Source organism: Alcaligenes sp. 13f (genome assembly GCF_020496585.1).
Lineage (GTDB): Bacteria > Pseudomonadota > Gammaproteobacteria > Burkholderiales > Burkholderiaceae_B > Alcaligenes > Alcaligenes phenolicus.
On the sequence record NZ_JAHKKC010000004.1, the window covers coordinates 1 to 21,817 of the forward strand.

Consider the following 21,817-nt stretch of genomic DNA (forward strand, 5'->3'; position numbering starts at 1 on the left):
GGGATGCAAGGGGCGTGCTGTTTGAGGAGCACGCTTGCGGTTTGTCCGGGGGACAAACCGCGCTCCGAGTTCACGACCCGCCCGCCCCGGCACTCTGACAAGGGAACCCACGCGCAGCGTGGGCAAGAGACCCGCCAAGACAAGCCGTACCCGGGCCCCACAAGAAAACTAACCACCGCCCCCACGCAAAGCCCAAACAGCACGTCCAGAAGAAAGCCCCTTTCTGTCAGCTCCCCTCCCACTTCAAATAAACCCTCGCATACAAGGCTCGACAAAACACTCAATCCCAATCAAGCCAACCCTGTACCCAAGCGACATATCAATCCAAACTAATCCCAGCCTTAGTCACGATATCGTGCCAATAATCCGCCTCCGCAGGCAGTCCCTTCCGAAACTCCTCAGCAGAAACCTTGGACAGCAAATACCCTTGATCCAGCAACTTGCTGCGAATAGCCGGATCAGCCAGAACCTTCTCCAAAGCCCCTTCAATCCTGCTCACGATCTCCGTCTCCGTCCCGGCAGGAACAGCCAACGCCCACCAGTTGCTGATCACCACGTCCTTGTAGCCCAGCTCCTCCATCGTGGGGACATCAGGCAAAGCCGGGAAGCGCTCTGGCAAGGCCACTGCCAAGGCCTTCAAACGACCTTCAGGCAGAAAAGCCGCCCCCAAACCATAGCTACTGACAAACATCTGCACTTCATTGCTCAACAAAGCCTGAATCCCCGGCGCCGAGCCTCGGTAATGAATGCCCAACATGTCGCCCTCCAGGGCCTCGGACAACTTCCAGGCCGACAGCTCCGGCGTTGTGCCTGCTCCTGGCGTCCCGTAATTCACCTGCCCTTTGCGCTGCTGAACATAATCCCGGAATTCAGCCATGTTCTTGACCGGCAAATCCCCATTCACATAAACAAAAGCCGCCGCATCCGCCACCTTGTTGATCACATACAAATCCTTGAACGGGTCATAACCCATGTTCTTGTACAAGAACTGATTGATCACAAAATTATTGGTGGCTGAAAACAGCAAGGTGTAGCCGTCCGGCTTGGAGCGCGCCACCATCTGCGTGCCAATATTGCCGCCCGCGCCGGTCTTGTAATCCGTAATTACCGTCTGCCCCAGCTCCTTCGACAGTTCGGGCTGCAAGATACGGAAAATAATGTCACCCGCCGCTCCTGGAGGGTAAGGAATCACCACTCGCACAGGGTGATCGGGATAATCCGCCCAGACCGGACCTGCCGCAGCCAGACCAAGCGCAGCCACCAGGCCCACCACCGTCTTTTTAATTGCTTGCATCTTGTCTCCCCCGCGCGCCTTTTACAGGTCTATGCGCATCAAATCCGTTGCCAAGCGCAAATCGCCTTTGTAGCTTTTGCGAATATCCCGAGCCACTTCATCCAGACGCTCCGGCCCCATCAAATCAACCGGCAAATGATTGCCCGCCGCACGTTTAATCACCGGACTGGTGGAGTCGTAATGTCCAAAATGCGTGGCCACTAAACTCTTCACATTGGCTTTACGAGCGATCTCACCCAACTGCAAAGGACTGGTATGGGCAAACGTCCCTACCCCTGACTGCGCGCGATGCTTCAGGAAAGACTCCGGAAAAGTGCACTCATGTATCAGCAGATCCGCATCCTGCGCCAGGCGAATCATGGACTCACACGGAGCCGTGTCGCCACTGAACGCCACAACCTTGCCTTCAGCCTCCATACGAATACCAAAGCAGTCCGTAATTTCGCTAGGAATGTGGTCCACCACATCAATGTAGATTTTGACGTCCTCGTCCTCGTACATCAGACCTGGCTCCACCTCGAAGACCTCGGGGCGCACCGCTTCAATATTTTTCTGACGAGCCGGATAAGCCGCACGAGCCTGAATATCCACCCGGAACGCGCCATTCTCGAAGGAATGATCCACAAAATCCTGCGTGCCTTTGGGGCCAAAAACCTTCAGCTTGCCTTCACGGTTAAAAACCCAGCTGGACAGTACAAAAAAAGGCAGACCGCAAACGTGGTCATAGTGCAGATGGCTTAAAAACACCCAAGGCACATCGGCTGGATTGATATTGGCCTTCACCATCTGACGCGTGGACCCTTCGCCGCAATCAAACAGATAATTCTTGCCATTCTCCAGCGTCACCAAAATGGACGACTGAGCACGATCGGGATCTGGCAACGCAGCGCCGGTGCCAAGCATGGTTATCTTCACGTAAAACTCCTCCAAACAATAAAAACATCCAGCACCAGAACAGTGCCTTCCCTATAAAGTCATAAAGTTCTATTTTTAGGACTTTATGGAAAAAGTGTACACCTCGCTACCCAGCGGCATAACTTGGTGTTTTTACCTAGGAGTGTCGTAAAGGCGCAGCGCGCCTGGGATGGCAGCCTTAAAGGCCAGGTGTCAGCTCGGTCTGAATGCTGAGATATTTAGCGGGATAAAAGACCTGTGCCGCATAAACCAGTTGATTTGCACGGTTCACAATCAGGCGAATTACCCGCACCACAGGCATGCCTATGTCCATATTCAAATGGCGTGCTAAATCCGCATCGGCAACCCGTACGGTCAGTGTCTGACGAATAGTATGAATCTGCTCGCGAGCCAGACGATTTAACACCAGCAGCACTGGTTCCTGACTTAATTCCGGTTGCAAGGTCTGGGCCAGAGTATTCAACACGTAGACCGTATTCAGGCTGTAAGCCACGCCATCAGCGTAATTCACACGGCTGGTCCACCAATACTCATCGGGCAAGGACTGCCCGGTAATTTCAATGGGCAAGGCTCCCAGACCATTGCCCAGCTCCACCATGACCGAATCCAGACGCGTCAGATGTTCAATCAAGGCATCCCAATTGGTGGGCAACATCAGCCAATGGTCTTGCGCGACGTCGCCAATCACAAACGTGCCCTTGCCGCGTGTGCGCTCGATCAGGCCTTCGTGTTCCAGCTCATCCAGCGCCGCCCGCACGGTAGCGCGCGAGACGCCATACTCCTGCATCAACTCTTCCAGCGTGGGAATACGCGTGCCTACCGGCCATTCGCCACGCTCCAGGCGCGCTCGCAAGGTATATTTCACCTTGAGCGACAGAGGCAATTTGGACTGTTTGCGCAGCGATGAACGTGTGGGATCGACCATACCAAGAGGCAAGCAAGCACAGGAAAGTGACAAGTCCACATCATAGCCTGCGATGAGTTAAGCCGGAGTTATCCCAAAAAGGTTTAATCTTGAACAAGCAAAGCGTTTATTTTTGCAAAAGTTGGTAAACGAAAATTAAACGGATCGGATACATTATCCCAATCATTGCTTAACTCTTGATACGAGCCCGAGCCCATGGATGTTTTGCCTTCCTCCGCCTCGCACTTGGCCCAAATTTACCTGCTCGGTACCTACCGACTGCTGGTGAAAGGACAATGCCGCGCACAAATCATTAACTACGATAAAGCGCGTATTTTATTGTCCATGTTGGCCTTGGCCCAGGGCAAGCCGATTAGTCGCAGCCGTCTGGCTGAAACGATCTGGCATGAAGATCCCATCAGTGTGGGCCGCGCTCGTTTACGCCACGCGCTGCATGCCTTGCGCCGCGCCTTTGAGGGTTGTGATCAGGCCCTGCACATTACCAATGACACCCTGGCCCTGGACCCCAGCCACACCCAGGTGGATGTGCTCAGCCTGTTGCAACACCCCAGTCAGCCATCGCTTAACGATCTGGAGCGCCTGAACCTGTATCAAGGCCCCTTGCTAGGGCAGGTAAAACTGCACCATGGCGAGCAGTTACAGGACTGGTTGCAGGATACACAGCAAAACATTCGTCAAACTCTGTCGCAATGCCGTGACCGTTACATACAGTCTGGCCTGAGCACGCTGCCTACGCCGCAAGCAATCAGTTACCTTAAACGCTGGCTCCTGATCTGGCCAGAAGAAGAAAAACTACATCAAGAGCTGATTCGGCTGCTGAAACAGGAAGGCCAGCATGAAGCTGCCCTGCACGCCTACGAGCAGTGCTCGGTCTTGCTGGCCGACCGCCTGGGTTGCGAACCCAGTGCCCAGACACGCAGTCTGGTGGATTTGCCGGCACGCTCGATCAGCCCTGCCAAATCCTTACCCACGATGGTCTCCCTGCGCCTGCGCCCCTTGGCCGCGGTCGGCTTTTGCCTGCGCTTTGAGCCCGGTCACCGGCATGCTCGTGAGCGCGGCGGCCATCTGCTGGAACAATGTCGCCAGACCTTGCAAATCTTGATTGAACAGCATGGCGGCTGGCCCTGTGAGGCCGGTCCCAATCAGTTGATTGCCTACTTTGGCTATCCCGAGTTGCTGGAGTCGCCCGTTGCGCAAGCAGCCGCATTGGCACGGGTTGCGGCAACCTTGCGCATGGATGAAAACGTCAAGCTGAGCATCGCCCTCCACGCCGATCTGGCCATGGACGATCAAAGCACTTACCCCGATCCCTGGGGCCAATTGGCACAAGTGGTGCTGCCCTTGAGCTGGGAAGCCAGCCCCGGCACGCCACGTATCAGCGTGCAGGCCGCTCTGCGTCTGGACACCAAGGATGTGCAAGGCCCGCTGGGCCGCCAGAGCGAAGCGCTGTGGCTGAATCTGAGCCCTTCCGACGCAGACCCTACGCGTTTAACCAGCCGTGTCTATGGCCGCTCGCAAGAGTTCGACCATCTGGTGCAAGCCTGGTCGCATATCGGTCCCAACCGTGCCTTGCATCACATTGCCATTCACGGTCGGGCTCATATCGGCAAGAGTCTGCTGGTGCAGTCTCTGGCGGACTATGTGCAGAAAACCGCCCACCACTGCATTGTGCTCAATTGTCGTGAAGACAAGCGTCGTGTGGCCTGGCATCCGATTCGCCTCTGGCTGCACGAGCAGATTGCCGATTACCTCACCGCGCAAAACGGCAAGCAGCGTGATCCCTTCTCCGTGCAAACCTTGCAAGAGGCACTGGAAATCAGCCCCAAACAGGCTCAGTCCCTGCATCAATGGCTAAATAGCGGCCCGGACGAGCAAGACCTGAACGAGCCTTCCACGGCTCATATGGATTTATTGTTCAATTTGCTCAGCGGCCCAGGCAATTCGCCACGCCGTCGCTTGCTGATAATTGAAAACGTGCAATGGGCCGACCCGCCTACCCAGCGCCTGATCCGCTTACTGGCGCACACGGCCCCGCGTCACCCCACCTTGCTGCTGACGACCAGCCGCAAACCCGGTCATGGACTGGAACGTGCCGAGCACCTGAGCCTGCGTACACTGGATCGCTCCAGCATCAACAGCCTGTTAAGCGGCCAACGGGGGCAAAGGCTGGCGCGCGATAAACGCAGCCGCCTGGTCCGCTTAAGCGCAGGCAATCCGGGCCATGCCAACGAGCTGCTGCGCTGCCATGAGCTCAATAGTGAGTGCAGCGATGCCTTGTGCCTGACTGACCTGGTCTGCACCCAGTACCACAGCCTCCTGCCCGCAACACGCCACATCCTGACCAGCATCGCCTTGCAGGCACAGCCTATTTCCATCGACGAGCTGGCTCTGATGCTGCGCCTGGAAAACACCGCCTTGAGCAGTGGACTGGACACGCTGGCAACGCTGGATCTGATCGATGTGCATGACAAGCATGTCTCCTGTCTGCCGCTGGTCTCCCAAGCGCTGGAACGTGTAGCCATGCAGGAAGAACTGCGTCAGGCCCACTACGCCATCGCCCAGCACGGCATACGCCGCCGTCACGCGCCCGAGTACATTGCCCTGCATCTGTGCGAAGCGGAAAGTCCGGAAGCCGCCTTCTGGTGGCAGCGTGCGGCCCGCGAAGCGCTAGCACAGGACGACCTGCGCCAGGCCAGCCAATACTTGCAGCGCTCCTTGAACCGCAGCGAATTGATTGAAGATTTGCAGGTTCGCCAAACCCTGCAATTTGAATGTCGCATGTTGCAAGGCGCGATTGAGTCCTCGTTGTACGGCCCCGCCTCCGCCTCTACAGCCATGGCCTACGAGCTGGGCCATGAGCTGCATGACGAGCATGACTCGGATCAGGTCATGATCAGCTTGTGGACAGCCTGGACAGCCTTTCAAGCCCAGGGCAATTTCGAGCAAGCCCTGCAAAAAGCGCGCCAGTTACTGGCTCTGGCCAATGAAACCAGCCACGATCAGAACCGCAGCTGGGCCTTGTACGCCATTGGTCAGCACGAGCTGTGGAAAGGGAATGTCACCAATGCCATCCAGACGCTGAACCTGAGCCTGGCCGTCTTTGATGACCTGAAGGAGCAGAACGGTCGTCAGGCCATTGCCGAGCACTTTCCTCAGTCCATTACCTTTGGAACCCTGAGCGTCGCCCTGGCCTTGAAAGGCAATATGGATGCCGCTCAGCAGCATGTCCATCTGGCCTTGCAATCCTTGCGTGTGGATACCGCTTTTTCACTGCGCGCCATTACGCACTTGTTCGTCATGCAGGCCTACTACCTGATGGAACAGCTGGAAGACTGTCAGCAAGTGGCCGAGCTGTCCTTGCAAGAGCTGCAAAAATCGCATAACCCCGAGCCCTGGTCTGCACTTAGTCGCTCGTACCTGCACTATTGCCAAGTGATGTTGCAAGGCCGAGAAACCAGCCTGCAGTCCCTGCTCGATTGCGTACAGATCGCACAGTACGGTCTACCCATCAGCACCGATGGCCTGATGAGCCGCATTGCTCGCGCCATGATACGTCTGGGTCGCAGCAATGAAGCCATGCCCTGGCTGGACAAGGCTGCCGCTCAAGGTCTGCGTTATGACACCAATAGTCTGGGCACCGAGCTGCACTGTGTGCGCGGAGACGCCTGGATGGCGCTGGGCGAGAACGCACAAGCCTTGCAGGAGTGGAATCTGGCCGAGCAACACATGGAAAAACATGGCTTGCATCGCTACGCAGACTGGATTCAGACACGCCGACAGGCTGTGCAAAAGCTCAAGGTCTAGTCAATAAAACCCGTAACGACAAGAAAATGCCCCCAAGGATCAAGCTGACTCCTTGGGGGCATTTCAGATCCGCTACCGATAATTGAATCGGCTTAAAGCAGCCACTCGATCGGCAGGATAGACAAGACGCCTACCCCGGCTCGACGCCAGATACTGGCATTCGGCTCGGAGGTGAAAAAGCGCTGGGTGCCGTCTTCGTTCAACTGAATCCACACCAGATCACCCTTTTCATCCAGTTCTACACGATAGCTGCGGTAAGGCAGGACGTCCTCAAAACTCTTGGACAGGGCTTGCGCCATTTCAGGGCTCTCGATAATAAAGCCCAGCTCCGTATTCAAATTGACCGAACGCGGATCGAAATTAAAAGAGCCCACAAACAGGCGCTTACCGTCTACCGCAAAGGTCTTGGCATGCAGGGCCGAACCCGAGCTACCAAAAGGCCCGGAGCCGTGACGCGTAGGCTTGTCCATGGTGGGCCGCAGCTCCAGTAACTGCACCCCGGCTTCCAACAAGGCTTTACGTCGTTTCGCATAGCCTGCATGTACGGCCGTCACGTCCGTTGCAGCCAGGGAATTGGTCAGGATACGGACCTTCATGCCAGGCCGCTTCATCATGTCCTCAAAGGCCCGTACACCTGCAGCGGTAGGCACAAAGTACGAGGACACCAGGTCCACCTGGCTGGTGGGCTTGCCCAGCACATGGTCCATTTGCCAGACCATCAATTGCTCCGGGTTGACCGGGCCCAAGGCCTTGGCCGGATCATCACTGATCATGGTGGTCCGCGCCCACTGGAAATCCAGCTCACCACGCACCAAATGGCTGACCAGGTCCGACTCACGCAGCACCTGCTGGTAATCCTTGGCGCGTGGTTGCGCTTCGGCTTCCTGCAACTTGGCCTGAAACTTCATCAGAGCTTCCGAACCACCCGTTTTGATCAGGCTGTCCACCGGATAGGCCGATTGACTGGCCCAGTAACGGTCAAAATCCTTGGAGACGTCCTGCACCACCGCGCCAATCGCCATCACATCCAGATCCGCAAACAAGACGTCCTGAGTCGCACCGAAGTACTCATCGCCTACATTGCGCCCACCAATAATGGTGACCTGGTTATCCACGGTAAAAGACTTGTTGTGCATGCGCCGGTTCAGACGGGAAAAGTCCGTCAGAAAACCCAAAGGCTTGGGCCAGCGCAGCACAAAGGGGTTGAACAGCCGTACCTCGACATTGGGGTGAGCGTTCAGAGCGGCCAAGATATCGTCCAGCCCGGTGATGCCGTTGTCATCAATCAACAAGCGCACACGCACGCCACGCTCGGCAGCCTGCAATAAGGTGCCCAGCATCAAGGTGCCGGTGGTGTCGCCCCGCCAGATGTAATACTGCACATCCAGCGTTTTTTGAGCGGCAAAGGCCAACAAGGCACGGGCAGCATAGGCATCGTGCGGATCGAACAAGGGATAAATGCCTGTCAGACCGGGATGCTCCTGTGCCATGGGAGCCACTGCCTGGCCAATCATGGTTTCCTTGGCCTGATCCAGCGGCAAAGCCTCGCTTTGGCTACGTCCTTCCAGCGAAGGCAGGGCACAGCCTGTCAGGCCGGCCAGCAAGGCCCCACCCGCCATCAAGCTGCGCCAGAAAAAGGACGGCGCTTGTCCCGTAGAACGAGGAATCGTCGGCTTTTTGGCGGGGTCGATTTTCATGAAGGCATCTCTGTGGACATGGACATCGCTCAACATAGTAGCACCGCCCTCGGGACCAAGCCTGGGCATGTTTCGCAATCAATACTTGCAGCAAGTGACAGGGCGGACAACAATAAAGCATCCGCCCATTCTTTAAACTTGAAATAAAAGTAGCATGCCCCCCGCAACATCCCCTGCCTTACTGCCCCGTCACCTTGCCATTATGTTGCTGTTAATGCTGGGCAGCTCCTTCGCCGCCAACCATATCGCGGCCAAAGTGGCGCTGGACCATGGCACCGGGCTAATCATCTCGGTTATTTTTCGCTCGGCCGCGGCCACCCTGGCCTTGAGCATGCTGCTGATCTGGCGCAAGCAAGCCCTGTATGTGCCCCGTCAGTATCTGGGCTGGCAACTGATGCTGGGCGGGCTGATCACCATGCAGTGCATGCTGATTTATTCCTCCATTGCCCGTATCCCTGTCGCCTTGGCCTTGCTGGTGGCCAATATGTACCCGATTCTGCTGGCGCTACTGACCTGGATACTGGGCGGGCACAAACCCACGCGCAAAACCTCCATCATCATGGTGGCAATTCTGATCGGCCTCTTGTTGGCGCTGGACGCTCCCAGTCTGATCAAGGGCGCAACGCTGGATGGGCAGTGGGTCCTGGGCGTGGTGTGCAGCCTGCTGACCGCCCTGACCTTTGCGATTGGCCTGTGGATTACAGAAAATAAACTGGCACCCCTGCCCGGCCTGGTACGCAGTTTCTGCACCATCAGCCAAACTTTGGTCTGCCTGATTGCACTTAGCCCTCTGGGACTGCTGCCCGGTGGCTCTTCGCTGCCCCACGACGCTGTAGGCTGGATTGCCCTGTCGCTGGTCTGTGTGCTGTACACCACGGGCTTTGTGACCCTGTTTGTGCTGGCTCCCCGCCTGGACATGACACGCAATGCGCCCTTCATGAATATGGAGCCGGTGGCCTCGCTGATTCTGGGCTGGCTGATTCTGAAGCAGACCTTGAACTCCACCCAATTGCTGGGTGGCGCGGTGGTGCTGAGCGGGATTGTGGCATTGGCCTACCAGCGCGCCCCACGCAAGTAAGTCTCAGGCTCTGGACAGAAGGCGCTGCCAAACAAGGGGCAGCACCTCTATCAAATCCTCCGGGATCAATCCGGGACCAAACTCCAGGGCGGCCTGTGAATGCAGCCAGACAGCCGCCCCCGCCGCTTCAAAGGCAGGCATGCCTTGGGTCAGTAAGCCGCAGACCAGACCCGCCAATACATCCCCGCTGCCCCCGGTGGCCAACCACGGCGGGGCGCAGGCATTGATCAAGGCCCGCCCATCGGGCGCGGCAATAACAGTATCTGCTCCCTTCAACACCAGCACGGCACCACATTGCGTAGCAGCCAGTCGCGCTGCCTCCAGACGATCCGGCGCTTCCTCAAAAACGCGGGCAAACTCGCCCGCGTGAGGGGTCAGCACGCACTGCTCATGCAAGGCATCCCATAACTCCTGGGGCTGTGCTGCAAAGCTGCTGATGGCGTCCGCATCCAGAACACAAGGTCGCCCCGTTGCCAGCAAAGCCAAAGTCAGGCGACGGGTTTGCTCTCCCAGTCCCGCACCCGGCCCCACCAGCCAGGCGCGAATGCGCTCGTCCGTGGTCAAAGTGTCATCCAAGGGGGCCACCATGATGCTGTCCAGCGCACCGGCGTACACCGACCAGACCGAGGGCGGCACAGCCATGCTGACCAGTCCGGCTCCTGCGCGTTGTGCTGCACGAGCCGCCAGACGGCTGGCTCCGGTCATCCGTTCGCCCCCAACCACCAAAGCGTGCCCACGCGTGTATTTATGGCTCTGGGCGCCCAACTGCGGCAGATGAGCCTGCCACAAGGCAGGTTCATTCAACCAGGTATTGGCCTCTTGCAAGGCCGGCGCTGGCATACCGATTTCGGCCAGCTCAAGCTCGCCGCACAAGGCACGGCCCGGATACAGCACATGGCCCGGCTTGTAGCGCACAAAGCTGACTGTCACCGTGGCAGGGGCGACCACACCGCGCACCTGCCCGCTGGCCCCATCCAGGCCCGATGGCACGTCAATGGCACATACAGGAACCTTGGAAGCCGCCAAAGCCTGAATCAAGGCGGCTGTCTCGCCCTCCACATCACGATCCAGGCCTGCTCCCAGCAAACCATCCACCACCACGGAAAAGCGTCGAAAGTCCGGGCACTGGCTTTCCCAGCGACCCTGCCATTGCGTTTGCGCCCAAGCTGCCGTTCCCTGCCGCACAGACGGGTCCACCAGACTGAACACGGAAACCACCCGCCCCTGCTCGCGCAGAATCTGCGCCGCCACCAGAGCATCTCCACCGTTATTACCCGGCCCGCACAAGAACAGCACCGCTCCTTGCGGCCAGTGGCGCTGCACGGTACGCGCCACCGCACTGGCAGCGGCCTGCATCAATTGCTCGATGGATACCCCGAAAGCCGGAGCGGCTGCATCCATGCTGGCGCACTGTGCCGGACTGTACAGGGCCTGTTTTCCGGGCGCGGCACTCAGGGGCAAAAAACCATATTGGGACACAAAGGGCATGGCAGGCTCACAAAGGCAGAAATCAAAACGTCCCTACGCTGCACGGGCTGGTCACCCGCTGGCGGCCTGCTGAAAACAGAAGGCGTCAGGTCCTGGGCGGCCCGGAGACAAAAAAAGAACGGGTCGCCGCCCGTTCTCTTATCTTAGTGCGAAAAGTCTGAATGCAGAACTGTCGCAACAGCCACCACCTAGGCCGACGGCTGTTCTTGTCTATCCTTGACAGAGCCGACGGACAGCTCACGCGGTACCTCCACCCCGTTCTTGATCGCAATGATCTCGGCCATGATGCTGACGGCAATCTCTGCCGGGGTCTTGCTACCTATATACAAGCCAATCGGACCTTTGAGCTTGTCGATTTCCTCGGCCGTCAGATCAAAGTGCTCGGCCAAGCGTTCGCGCCGGCTCTGGTTATTACGTCGCGAACCAATCGCCCCCACATAAAAGGCACTGCTCTTGAGCGCCTCCAGCAAGGCCATATCATCCAGCTTGGGATCGTGCGTCAGGGCCACAATGGCCGTACGCCGATCCGGCACGCAGGCAATGACCTCATCATCCGGCATGCCCTTAACTACACGCGCACCCGCTACGCTCCAGCCTTGAATATGCTCGCTGCGCGGATCGCAGACCGTCACATCAAAGCCGTTGAACAAGGCAATGGTCGCCACGTACTCGGAAAGTTGCCCACCACCGATCAGCAAGAGCCGATAGGACGGGCCAAAAGTCACAGACAGGCTGTCCTGACTTAAATGCAAGGCAGCCGGAACACGGGTGGCACTGCCCCAGGCACGGCCAGTTTGCAGATCCACATGACGTTGCACCAGATGGCGCTGCTCCAGCAAGCTCAGCAATTCCGACAGTGCTTGCGGGCAGGGATTGAACTCCACCAGCAAACGGATCGTGCCACCACAAGGCAGGCCAAAGCGATGCGCCTCATCCGCGCTGACGCCATACGTCAGCATCTGAGGACAGCCATCGCCATGCAGGCGCCTATCCGCCCCTGCGGGGTCGTGATAGGCACGGATCAGGTCGTCCTCGATACAACCACCCGAGACCGACCCGACCACCGCCCCACCTTTTTCCAGAGCCATGACGGAGCCCTCTGGACGGGGGGACGAGCCCCAGGTCTGCACAACCGTAACCAAAATGGCATCACGTCCTTGTGCGCGCCACTCGTGCAACTGGCGCAATACCCTGACATCCAGGCTCTCCATATGTGTCTCCAGTCTTTCCTGTGTTTATTTGAATACCGGCATACCGCCACCCTCGCCCGAATTATCAAACGGATTCAGGTCGGCACCGTACTCGTCCTGCATGTCGATCGTGACTGTATTGGGATCAACTTGGGCGCCCGTTCCCTTGTAATGCGTCACCATGCCAGGGAACAACAGCACCACAGCAATCATCACGATCTGGATACAAATAAACGGTACGGAGCCCCAGTAAATGTCGCCTGTGGCCACACCCGGAATCTTTTTCTTGGTCACTTTATCGATGTAATCATCCTTGGGCGCCACCGAGCGTAAATAAAATAGTGAGAAGCCAAATGGTGGATGCATAAAGGATGTTTGCATATTAACGGCTAAGAGCACGCCAAACCAGATTAAATCGATGCCCATCTTGTCGGCCACCGGCCCCAGCAAAGGCACGATGATGAACGCCAGCTCAAAGAAATCCAGGAAAAAGGCCAGTACAAACACCAGCACACTGACCAGAATCAGGAAGCCGTATTCACCGCCAGGCAGGTCAATCAGCAGGTGCTCCACCCACAAGTCGCCATCCACGCCACGGAAAGTCAGCGAGAAGATGGTGGAACCGATCAGAATGAACATCACGAAGCAGGACAGCTTGGCCGTGGTATCCATGGCTTGCTTGAGCAGATCGGTGCTCAAACGACGACGGCTAACCGCCATCAGAATGGCACCGACTGCGCCCATCGCACCGCCTTCCGTGGGGGTGGCAATACCCAGGAAAATCGTGCCCAGCACCAGAAAGATCAGGCCCAGGGGCGGGATCATCACAAACACCACGCGTTCTGCCAGCACCGACAGCAAGCCCAGCTTCAGCCATTTGTTGATCAGGGCCAGCACGAACGCCACACCACCAACCAGCAAGATGCAGATAATGACTTTCTCATCTACGGGGCCGTTGGGGTCAACCCAAAATTCGTCCAAGACATAACCGGCCACCAGCGAGATCAGCAGCAGCACACACAAGGAGCGCGCACCCGAACGGCCATTGGCCTCCGAATAAGTGCGATGTTCGGCAGGAATCGGTGGCACATCCTTGGGACGCAGCACGGCCAGAATCAGGATGTAAAGCAGATAAGCGCCTGTCAGCACCAGACCAGGCACCATGGCACCGCGGTACATATCGCCTACCGAACGGCCCAACTGGTCAGCCAGCACAATCAGCACCAGCGACGGCGGAATAATCTGCGACAAGGTGCCTGAAGCGGCAATCACGCCCGTGGCCAGTCTGCGGCTATAACCGTAGCGCAACATGATGGGCAAGGAGATCAGGCCCATGGAGATCACCGAGGCCGACACCACACCCGTAGTTGCAGCCAGCATGGCACCCACAAACACCACGGCAATGGCCAGACCACCGGGCATGGAACCAAACAGCTGACCAATCGTATCGAGCAGGTCTTCTGCCATGCCGGAGCGTTCCAGAATCAGCCCCATGAAGGTAAAGAAGGGAATGGCCAGCAAAGTATCGTTGGCCATGATGCCAAACACACGCAGCGGCAGCGCCTGGAACAGGGACCAGTTGAACAGGCCCATTTCCACACCGATCAGACCGAACACCATACCGTTGGCGGCCAGCGCAAAGGCAACCGGAAAGCCCAGCAGCAAGAAAACAATCAGTGACGCAAACATCACTGGCGCCATATTGGCGACAAATAAATCCATCATGATCTGGTTCAGCCTTTGTGTTGATGCGCTAACTTGGCCTCGGCTTGCCGAGCAATTTCTTCAGCCAGCAGCTCTTCGGGCGATTTTTCCTGCAACTTCTTGTTGGGGTTGGGGCAGGCACCGCGCAAGAAACCAATGCACTTGATCAGGTGCGAGATCCCCTGCAAGGAAATCAGGGCAAAGCCGATGGGAATAATCAATTTGGCGGGCCAGCGAATCAGGCCGCCGGAATTAGAGGACACTTCCTGAGTCAGATAGGAGTCCATGAACACCGGCCAGGACAAGGCCATGATGGCAATACAGGCCGGCAGCATGAACAGCACCACACACATGGCTTCGATCACAATCTGCTTGCGCTCGGACAGGCGCGAGGCCAGCACGTCCACACGCACGTGCTCATTGCGCAAGAAGGTATAGCCGCCCGTCAGCAGGAACAAGGCGCCAAACAAATACCACTGCACCTCCAGCCAAGCATTGGAGCTGGAGTCAAAGAACTTGCGCGCGATGGCGTTATAAGAGCTGATCACGACAACCAGCAAAACCACCCACATGACCACCCGGCCACATAGCTGATTCAGGCTGTCGATCGCCCTGGATAGTTTGAGTAAAGATTGCATCAATCCCCCAGATTTTCTGCGTTGAAGTTAGTTGGAATCTAATGAGACCGAAAACGGGTGGCGCGCTTTTCAACTGCATCCAGCAGGAAGTACAGCGCCAGCCCCATGACGGCCAGAATGAACAGGGCGGAGAACACCCGCACCGTGTCGAACACCCCTTGGGCGCTCATGATCACAAAGCCCAGGCCACGCTGGGAGGACACGAACTCGCCCACAATAGCCCCTACCAAAGCCAGGGACAGAGCCACTTTCAGGCCCGCCATGATCGATGGCAGCGCAGAGGGCAGGCGCACTTTGAAAAACAGGGCAACCGGCCCGCCTTTCAAAACCCGGCCCAGGTCCAGAATGTCGGGCGAGACCGAGCGTAAGCCTTGCACCGTATCCACAATCACGGCAAAGACGGCGATCAGAAAAGCAATGGCCACCTTGGGCTCGTAGCCGGTACCCATCCAGACCACGAACAGCGGTGCCAAAGCCACTTTGGGAATGCTGTTGAAACCCACAATCAGGGGATAGCAAAAACGCTCGAAGAGCGGTGAACCCACGAGGGCGACGGCAATCAGCACGCCGCCTACGGCGGCCAATACAAATCCAGCCAGCGTGATGCCGAGCGTGTATAACGCTTGACCCATGTACCAACCCAGTTCGCCATACAAATCCTCCAGAATCAGCGAGGGGCGCGGCAAAATCACTTCCCGCACCTGACCCAGCCAACAAATTAATTCCCATGCCAACAGCACCACGACGGTAGAGACCACGCCCGCCAACCAGCTGGGCATGGAACTCAAGGCTTTATTCATGGCTGTCTCCTGCACCATCGGCAATGCCGAACAATTGACGGATATGAGCGACATGCCGGCCGAACTCCGGGGTCTCGCGCAAGGACAGCGGGCGCGGACGAGGAAAGTCGATCTTGATCTGCTCCAGAATGCGGCCTGGACGAGACGAGAACACCAGCACGGTATCGCCCAGGAAAACGGCTTCGGCAATGCCGTGCGTCACAAACAAGGTGGTGTTGCCCGTTTTCATCCAGATGCGCTGCAGCTCGGCGTTCATGTTGTCGCGCGTCAGTGCATCCAGCGCACCGAAAGGCTCATCCATCAGCAGCAGGCGCGGATCATCCACCAGGGCACGGCAAATGGAGGCCCGCTGGCGCATGCCTCCAGACAACTGGCGTGGATAGCTGTCGGCAAACTGAGACAGGCCGGTCAAGGCCAACAATTGGTCCACCTTGTCCAGATAATCGGCCGTGCGCTTGCCGGCAAACTCCAAAGGCAAAAGAATGTTGTCGCGTATGCTGCGCCACTCCAGCAAGGCATCGCGCTGGAACACCATGCCCACCTGGTCGGGCGGGCCGCTGACGGGTTGCTGGTCTACCGTCAGGGAGCCGCTGCTGATGTTTTCCAGCCCGGCCACGCAACGCAGGAAGGTGCTTTTCCCGCAGCCGCTGGGGCCCAGAATGCTGATGAACTGGCCGGGTTGAATATCGACATTGATGCCGTCCAGCGCCAGCACATCACGCGCGCCCTCAAAGCGCTTGCGCACATCTTGAGAAAGTACCCGCGCCGCCATTACTTCAGCTCCAGACTGCTCAGGGATTGCGGGGTGACCACGCCGGACTGGTAATAGTCCGTGGCCTTCTGACCGGCAGGAATCAGCTCTACCCGTTCCAGCGTGGCAACTGTCTTGTCCCAGTCCGCAGGCTGGTTCACGCCGATACTGCCTTGCTCCACAGCCGGGCCAAAGTAGGTTTTAAGAATGTTCAGCTGGTCCAGCAAAATGGCTTTGTCCAAACGCGCATTGGGGCGTTGCGCCACAATCGCATCCACCGCTTCTTGCTCGTGACCGCTGTAAATGTAGTTCCAGGACTTGGCCACCACATTGGAAAAAGTCGCCAGCTCCTGTCCCCGGCTGGCTAGCTTGGCTTCGCTGGTGAACAGGCCAAAGCTGACCATATCCAGGCCGTGCTGGGCGAAAGGAATGGCATTGGAGGCGCGCTGACGCGACACCGAAGCCAGTACAAATGGAATGGTGGAGATCACGGCATCAGCCCGCCCCACCGCATAGGTCGCTGCCTTGCCAGCCGCATCCACACTCAGCAGATCCACATCGCTGCGACGCAAGCCGCCCGCCGCCAGAAACGCATCGACAAAAGGCGCTTCCAGAGAACCGGCGGTATAGGCGATCTTGCGTCCCTTCAAACCCTCCGGCCCGCTAATACCCGAATCCTTGGGCACCAGCACGCCGATATCGCTGGACGTGGCAAAGGTGGCCAGCCCTTTGACTGGCAAGCCTTTGCTGCGTGCAATCACCATGGAGGCCAGCGCTGCCTGGCCCACATCAAAGCGATCACTGCCACCCACGATCTGCACCGCCGTGACAGAACCGTTGCCATCTTCCAGCCGTACATCCAGGCCAGCCTGCTTGAACCAGCCCTTTTCCACGGCCAGATGAAACGGTGCATGGACGGCCCAAGGGGTCCAGTCCAGCTTTACATTCAAGGGCTCGGCTGCCGCCCCCCAGGTGCTCAACAAGAAGGTGGCCCCGATTGCGAGGCGCACACGTCCCCCCAAAGCTTTACGCTCCGTCATCTCCTTACCCCCGTTTTATTTATCGTCTTGCGTCGTCTATGCGCTTATGAGCGCCGGAAAAGTCCCTTGAAGCGGTCCCACAAAATGCTGAAGAACATCTTGACCGGATTGAACTCGGCCACCACCGGCTCTTCGCCTTCGGCCAGCGGTTTTTCCAGGCGCAGGTTCACGTTCTTGCCGAACTCCGCAATCATGCGGCGCACGAAATCCTGAACCAGCCCGGAGCGCGAAAACTGCGCCAGTGGCCCTTGCAGCGAATACACCAGCTCCACTTCCACGCAGCTGCGCGCTTCGCCATCCGGCTTGACCTGAAAGCTGACATCGCCACGGGCACGCGATTGGCTCAAGGAGTCCACGCCCTCACCGCGCAGCACGGCAGCACGGCGTTCGTTATCCTCTTCCAACGTGGCATTACCCTTGAAGGCAGCCGACATGGGGCCAAATTTGATGGCGATCTTGCCCTGTACCGTGGCCCCTTCCTGGGACTCGATAATCGCGCCGGGCAGACAGCCCGCCACTTTGGGCAAATCCTTCATGAAAGCCCAAACCTGATCGGCCGGGAAACGGGCATCGAAACCACCTTGAATGGCCTGACCCTTGCCCTTGTCGGCACTACCGGACGCGGCAGGTGCAGCAGCGGCCACCGGAGCGGGCGTCTGCACTTCTTCCTGTACCGCTTCAAAAGTCGTAAAGCCGTTCTGGTTCCAGTCTTGCTGCACGTTCTGCACCACGGCAGCGCGCAAGGCTTCTACCTGGGCATCGGGCTGATCGCGCAGGGCTTGCAGCACGGACAGAATGGCGGCTGTAATGCCTTGATAGCCGGTGCAGCGACAAATATTGCCGGACAACTCAATACGCACACGGGCTTCGTCTGCATCGGGCAAACGCAGCACGATGTCGCGGCTGGTCGCCAACATGCCAGGCGTACAGAAGCCGCATTGCAAGGCGTGTTTTTCCGAGAAAGCCGTACGCAGACGGCTCATGATCGGATCGTCATCGTAGCCTTCCACGGTGGTGACTTCGTGGCCATCACAAGCACCGGCAAAAGTGATGCAGGAGCGCACTGGACGGCCATCCACCAACACCGTACATGCGCCGCACACACCGTGTTCACAGCTCAGGTTGGTGCCGGTCAAACGGCTTTTCTCGCGGATGAAATCACCCAGATGGGTGCGCGGTTCGGCCTCATGCTTTTGCTGACGGCCGTTAACTTGAATCGAGATTTCTGCCATGTCTTAACCTTTCACACCCAGCGCTTGCTTCAGGCTGCGCTCTACTACCGTACGGAACAGCACCTGATGAGCTTCATCCCGTTGTGCCAGATACGGCTGCAAGGCCGCTGCAATCGTGTCCCCTTCCAGGACGGCGGCCCCTTGTGCAGCCACGTTCACGGCCAGCTCGGGCAAGGAGCGCGGTGCGCCTTCCATGGCACCGATCACTACGCGCGCCGTGCGCGTGGCCGGGTCGAAGTAGCAGGCACAACTGGCATCGGCAAACTCGCCCACTTTGCGGGTAAATTTGTAATAACCCCAACGGGCCGAACCGGACACTTCAGGCACATCCACAGACTCGATGAACTCACCGGCTTCCAGCACCGTGGTGTAGGCGGCCAGCATGAATTCGCTCATGGGAACCGTACGGCTGCCTTGGGTTCCACGCACATTGATGCGTGCGCCCAGGGCGGCACAGGTCAGCACCCAGTCTGCCGCCGGGTCCGCATGGGCCAGGCTGCCACCCAAGGTGCCGCGATTACGCACACCCCGGTAAGCAATGCGGCCTGCCACTTTCTGCATCATGTGGCCGCGCAGCAGTTCGTGAATGCCATCTTCAATCTGGGCGTGAGTCACAGCAGCGCCGATACGCACTTGCCCTTTATTGGCCGTTACCTGTCGCAGCTCGGGCACTGCCGACACATCCAGCACTCGGGCAGGGCGCACCAGACGCAGATTCAACATGGGGCCCAGGGACTGGCTACCGCCCATCAAGCGCACGGCAGAAGGGTCGCTGCCATAAGCGTCCTGGATCTGTTTCAGGCTCTGGGCCTGTTCATACTCAAACTTGGCGGCCTTCATGCCTGAACCTCCGACACGGGCTGTTTATCTTGCTGATTGGCGGGCTGTGCTGCAGCGCGAATAGCGCTTAGCAGTCGATGCGGTGTCACGGGGGTATGTGAGACCTGTGCTCCCGTGGAGCGCAAAGCATTATTGATGGCCGACATGATGGCGGCAGGAGGTGCAATCGCTCCGCCCTCGCCCATGCCCTTGGCACCAAACTCGGTATTGGGCGATGGGCTTTCCATGTGTTCGATATGAATATTGGGCACCTCGCAGGCACCGGGCATGACGTAGTCTGCCAGGGTCGATGCCAGCGGCTGAGCAAACTCGTCGTAAGGCATTTCTTCGTACAAGGCGGTGCCGATCCCCTGGGCAATCCCGCCTATGGTCTGGCCTTCCACAATCATGGGGTTGATCATGACGCCGCAATCTTCCACCACCACGTACTTGAGCACTTCCACCCCGCCAGTCTTTGGATCAACAGCCACCACCACGGCATTGCTGGCGTAGGTGAAGCTGCCGGTATCGACTTTGGGTTTGTAGCCTACGGATAGCTCCAGACCTTGCGGGTCCACGTCCTCGGGCAAATGCTGCGGATTGATGTACCAGGCATCCGCCACTTGGGCGATGCTGATTTGACGGCCCTCGGCACTGAACATATCGCCTTGATGCTGCATGCTGTCCACATCAGTTTTCAGCATATGCGCGGCAATCTTGCGCACGCGCGGCAGCAGCTCTTTACAGGCCTTGGACACCGCACCGCCAGACATCACCAGGGAGCGCGAGGCATACGTGCCGGTAGAGAATGGCGTGCGGCCCGTATCGCCGTGCACCACTTTGATCTTGGCCACGGGAATACCCAGAATTTCGCTGGCGATCTGGGCAAACGAGGTTTCCATACCCTGGCCGTGCGAGTGCACACCCACACGCACTTCCAGCCCACCGTCCGGGGTCATGCGTACAAAAGCCTGATCAAAACCCGGAATCACCGCAGTGCCCCAACTGGCGAACACGGACGTACCGTGTGCGGACTGCTCGGTATAAGAAGCCACACCCAGACCAATCAGGCGACCATCGGGCTCACCCTTGGCCTGACGAGCCAGCACAGCCTCCACATCCACCGCAGCCAGAGCGCGGCGCAGGCTTTCTGGATAGTTGCCCGAGTCGTAGTGCTTGTTGGCCACGTTGACGTAAGGCATTTGCTCGCCTTGCACCAGGTTCATCAAGCGAATTTCCCAGGAGGGCTTGCCGACCGCCAGGGCGATCTGATCCATCATCTGTTCAATGGCCAGGCAGACACCCGTACGGGCTACGCCACGGTACGGCATGAAGCCTGGTTTGTTGGTGCCCACACCGCGTGTGCGGCAGCGGTAGCCACGAAAATCGTAAGGACCGGGCAAGTTGCCCAGGGCCTGGCCTACTTCCAAACCCACGGTAAAGGGCCAGACCGAGTAAGCGCCACCATCAATATCAATTTCAGCATCCAACGCCAGCAGGCGGCCTTCATTGCTGATGTGTGCTTTCAGGCGGTATTGGTGTTCACGGGTATTGGCGCCAGCAATCAAGTGCTCACGGCGGTCTTCCATGAAACGAAAGGGCTTGCGGAAGGTCTTGGCCAACCAGGCCACGCACAGCTCTTCCTGATGCAGCACGCATTTATAACCAAAAGCGCCGCCCACATCGGGGGAAATCACACGAACCTGCGCCTGATCCATACCCAGGAACTGGGCAATGCCAGTGCGGTGCATATGCGGAATCTGACTGCCGCAATACACCACCAGTTGATCGGCCTGGAAATCCCAATAGGCCAGAACGGCCTTGCCTTCCATCGGCAACATGCACTGACGTGACAGGCTGACCGAGTGCTCGATCACGCGATCGGCACGGGCGGCATGCTCTTCAAAGGCCACGTCCGAGCGCAGTGTCACAAACACATTATCCTGCCAGCCTTCATGCAGCAGATCACCCTGCGCGGCCAGCGAGGCCGGCACACTGCCGTAAACCGGCAGTTCGTCGTACAGCGCTTCAATCTCCTCCAGAACGTCCTCGGCCACGGCGCGGCTTTCACCAAAGGCCATGGCAACCGGCTCGCCCACATAACGCACACTGCCCGAGGCCAGCGGCGGCATGCTGGAGGCCTGGTAACTGGGCAAAGTGGAAGCGGCGTAAATATCCAGACAGTCCGGCATATCGGCGCGGGTAATAACCTGCGCACGTGCGCTGTCTTCAATATTGATCTGACGGATTCGGGCATGCGCCATGGGGCTGCGCAGGAAGGCGACTTCCTGCAGCCCCGGCATGGTCATGTTTCCGATGAAGTTGCCCCGGCCATTGAGATGGCGCGCATCCTCCTTGCGAAGAATACGCGCACCCACTCCTTGGCCACCCAGGCTTGACGGGTGACTGTGCTGACTCATTTCACTACCTTAAGAATGTGCT

General features: G+C 58.1%; 16 protein-coding genes. 2 read left to right on the forward strand and 14 right to left on the reverse strand.

Going from position 1 to position 21,817, the window contains the following annotated elements; all coding sequences use genetic code 11:
• Window positions 1-319: 319 nt before the first annotated feature.
• From KOE80_RS03960 to KOE80_RS03970, 3 genes are all read right to left on the reverse strand, one after another.
• The gene (locus tag KOE80_RS03960; RefSeq protein WP_009464016.1) at window positions 320-1,294 is read right to left on the reverse strand and encodes a Bug family tripartite tricarboxylate transporter substrate binding protein; all 975 of its coding nucleotides are present in this window, start codon (window positions 1,292-1,294) and stop codon (window positions 320-322) included.
• A gap of 21 nt (window positions 1,295-1,315) precedes the next feature.
• Window positions 1,316-2,209, reverse strand: coding sequence for an MBL fold metallo-hydrolase (locus tag KOE80_RS03965; protein ID WP_035273671.1), 894 nt, complete (start codon window positions 2,207-2,209; stop codon window positions 1,316-1,318).
• A 178-nt stretch (window positions 2,210-2,387) separates the two neighbouring features.
• Window positions 2,388-3,134 carry a GntR family transcriptional regulator gene (locus KOE80_RS03970; RefSeq protein ID WP_009464020.1) on the reverse strand — a complete coding sequence of 249 codons (747 nt, stop codon included), beginning with the start codon at window positions 3,132-3,134 and terminating at the stop codon, window positions 2,388-2,390.
• A gap of 195 nt (window positions 3,135-3,329) precedes the next feature.
• On the opposite strand from KOE80_RS03970, the gene KOE80_RS03975 reads away from it, so the two are divergent.
• Window positions 3,330-6,938 (forward strand): BTAD domain-containing putative transcriptional regulator, encoded by a 3,609-nt coding sequence (locus KOE80_RS03975; RefSeq protein ID WP_083054517.1) that lies wholly within the window; start codon window positions 3,330-3,332, stop codon window positions 6,936-6,938.
• Between the two features lie 92 nt (window positions 6,939-7,030).
• On the opposite strand, the gene KOE80_RS03980 is transcribed toward KOE80_RS03975, so the two are convergent.
• Window positions 7,031-8,635, reverse strand: coding sequence for a phospholipase D family protein (locus KOE80_RS03980; RefSeq protein WP_035273666.1), 1,605 nt, complete (start codon window positions 8,633-8,635; stop codon window positions 7,031-7,033).
• Window positions 8,636-8,789: 154 nt separating this feature from the next.
• Here KOE80_RS03980 and KOE80_RS03985 point away from each other — a divergent pair, with 154 nt between their 5' ends.
• Window positions 8,790-9,713: an EamA family transporter gene (locus KOE80_RS03985; RefSeq protein WP_022983297.1), complete on the forward strand. Its 924-nt coding sequence runs from the start codon at window positions 8,790-8,792 to the stop codon at window positions 9,711-9,713.
• A 3-nt stretch (window positions 9,714-9,716) separates the two neighbouring features.
• Here KOE80_RS03985 and KOE80_RS03990 read toward each other — a convergent pair whose 3' ends face one another.
• The 10 genes from KOE80_RS03990 to KOE80_RS04035 all read right to left on the reverse strand — a co-directional run bounded on the left by KOE80_RS03990 (window position 9,717) and on the right by KOE80_RS04035 (window position 21,795).
• A complete protein-coding gene (locus KOE80_RS03990) occupies window positions 9,717-11,201 on the reverse strand; it encodes an NAD(P)H-hydrate dehydratase (protein ID WP_226348410.1) in 1,485 nt (494 codons plus the stop codon).
• Between the two features lie 188 nt (window positions 11,202-11,389).
• Complete coding sequence (locus KOE80_RS03995) at window positions 11,390-12,412, reverse strand: XdhC family protein (RefSeq protein WP_226348411.1); 1,023 nt, start codon at window positions 12,410-12,412, stop codon at window positions 11,390-11,392.
• 24 nt (window positions 12,413-12,436) lie between these two features.
• On the reverse strand, window positions 12,437-14,113 hold the full coding sequence (locus KOE80_RS04000; RefSeq protein WP_226348556.1) for a TRAP transporter large permease: 1,677 nt from the start codon (window positions 14,111-14,113) through the stop codon (window positions 12,437-12,439).
• 11 nt (window positions 14,114-14,124) lie between these two features.
• On the reverse strand, window positions 14,125-14,733 hold the full coding sequence (locus tag KOE80_RS04005; RefSeq protein ID WP_179136468.1) for a TRAP transporter small permease subunit: 609 nt from the start codon (window positions 14,731-14,733) through the stop codon (window positions 14,125-14,127).
• Window positions 14,734-14,771: 38 nt separating this feature from the next.
• Window positions 14,772-15,533 carry an ABC transporter permease gene (locus tag KOE80_RS04010; RefSeq protein WP_226348412.1) on the reverse strand — a complete coding sequence of 254 codons (762 nt, stop codon included), beginning with the start codon at window positions 15,531-15,533 and terminating at the stop codon, window positions 14,772-14,774.
• A complete protein-coding gene (locus KOE80_RS04015) occupies window positions 15,526-16,305 on the reverse strand; it encodes an ABC transporter ATP-binding protein (RefSeq protein ID WP_009464036.1) in 780 nt (259 codons plus the stop codon). The genes KOE80_RS04010 and KOE80_RS04015 overlap by 8 nt, the downstream gene beginning before the upstream one ends.
• Window positions 16,305-17,324, reverse strand: a complete 1,020-nt coding sequence (locus KOE80_RS04020; RefSeq protein WP_137431454.1) for an ABC transporter substrate-binding protein — start codon at window positions 17,322-17,324, stop codon at window positions 16,305-16,307. Before KOE80_RS04020 ends, KOE80_RS04015 begins: the two co-directional genes overlap by 1 nt.
• Window positions 17,325-17,368: 44 nt before the next feature.
• Window positions 17,369-18,556, reverse strand: coding sequence for a xanthine dehydrogenase family Fe-S subunit (locus tag KOE80_RS04025; RefSeq protein ID WP_226348413.1), 1,188 nt, complete (start codon window positions 18,554-18,556; stop codon window positions 17,369-17,371).
• 3 nt (window positions 18,557-18,559) lie between these two features.
• Window positions 18,560-19,396, reverse strand: coding sequence for an FAD binding domain-containing protein (locus KOE80_RS04030; RefSeq protein ID WP_009464042.1), 837 nt, complete (start codon window positions 19,394-19,396; stop codon window positions 18,560-18,562).
• Window positions 19,393-21,795 (reverse strand): xanthine dehydrogenase family protein molybdopterin-binding subunit, encoded by a 2,403-nt coding sequence (locus KOE80_RS04035; RefSeq protein WP_226348414.1) that lies wholly within the window; start codon window positions 21,793-21,795, stop codon window positions 19,393-19,395. The genes KOE80_RS04030 and KOE80_RS04035 overlap by 4 nt, the downstream gene beginning before the upstream one ends.
• Between the last annotated feature and the right edge of the window lie 22 nt (window positions 21,796-21,817).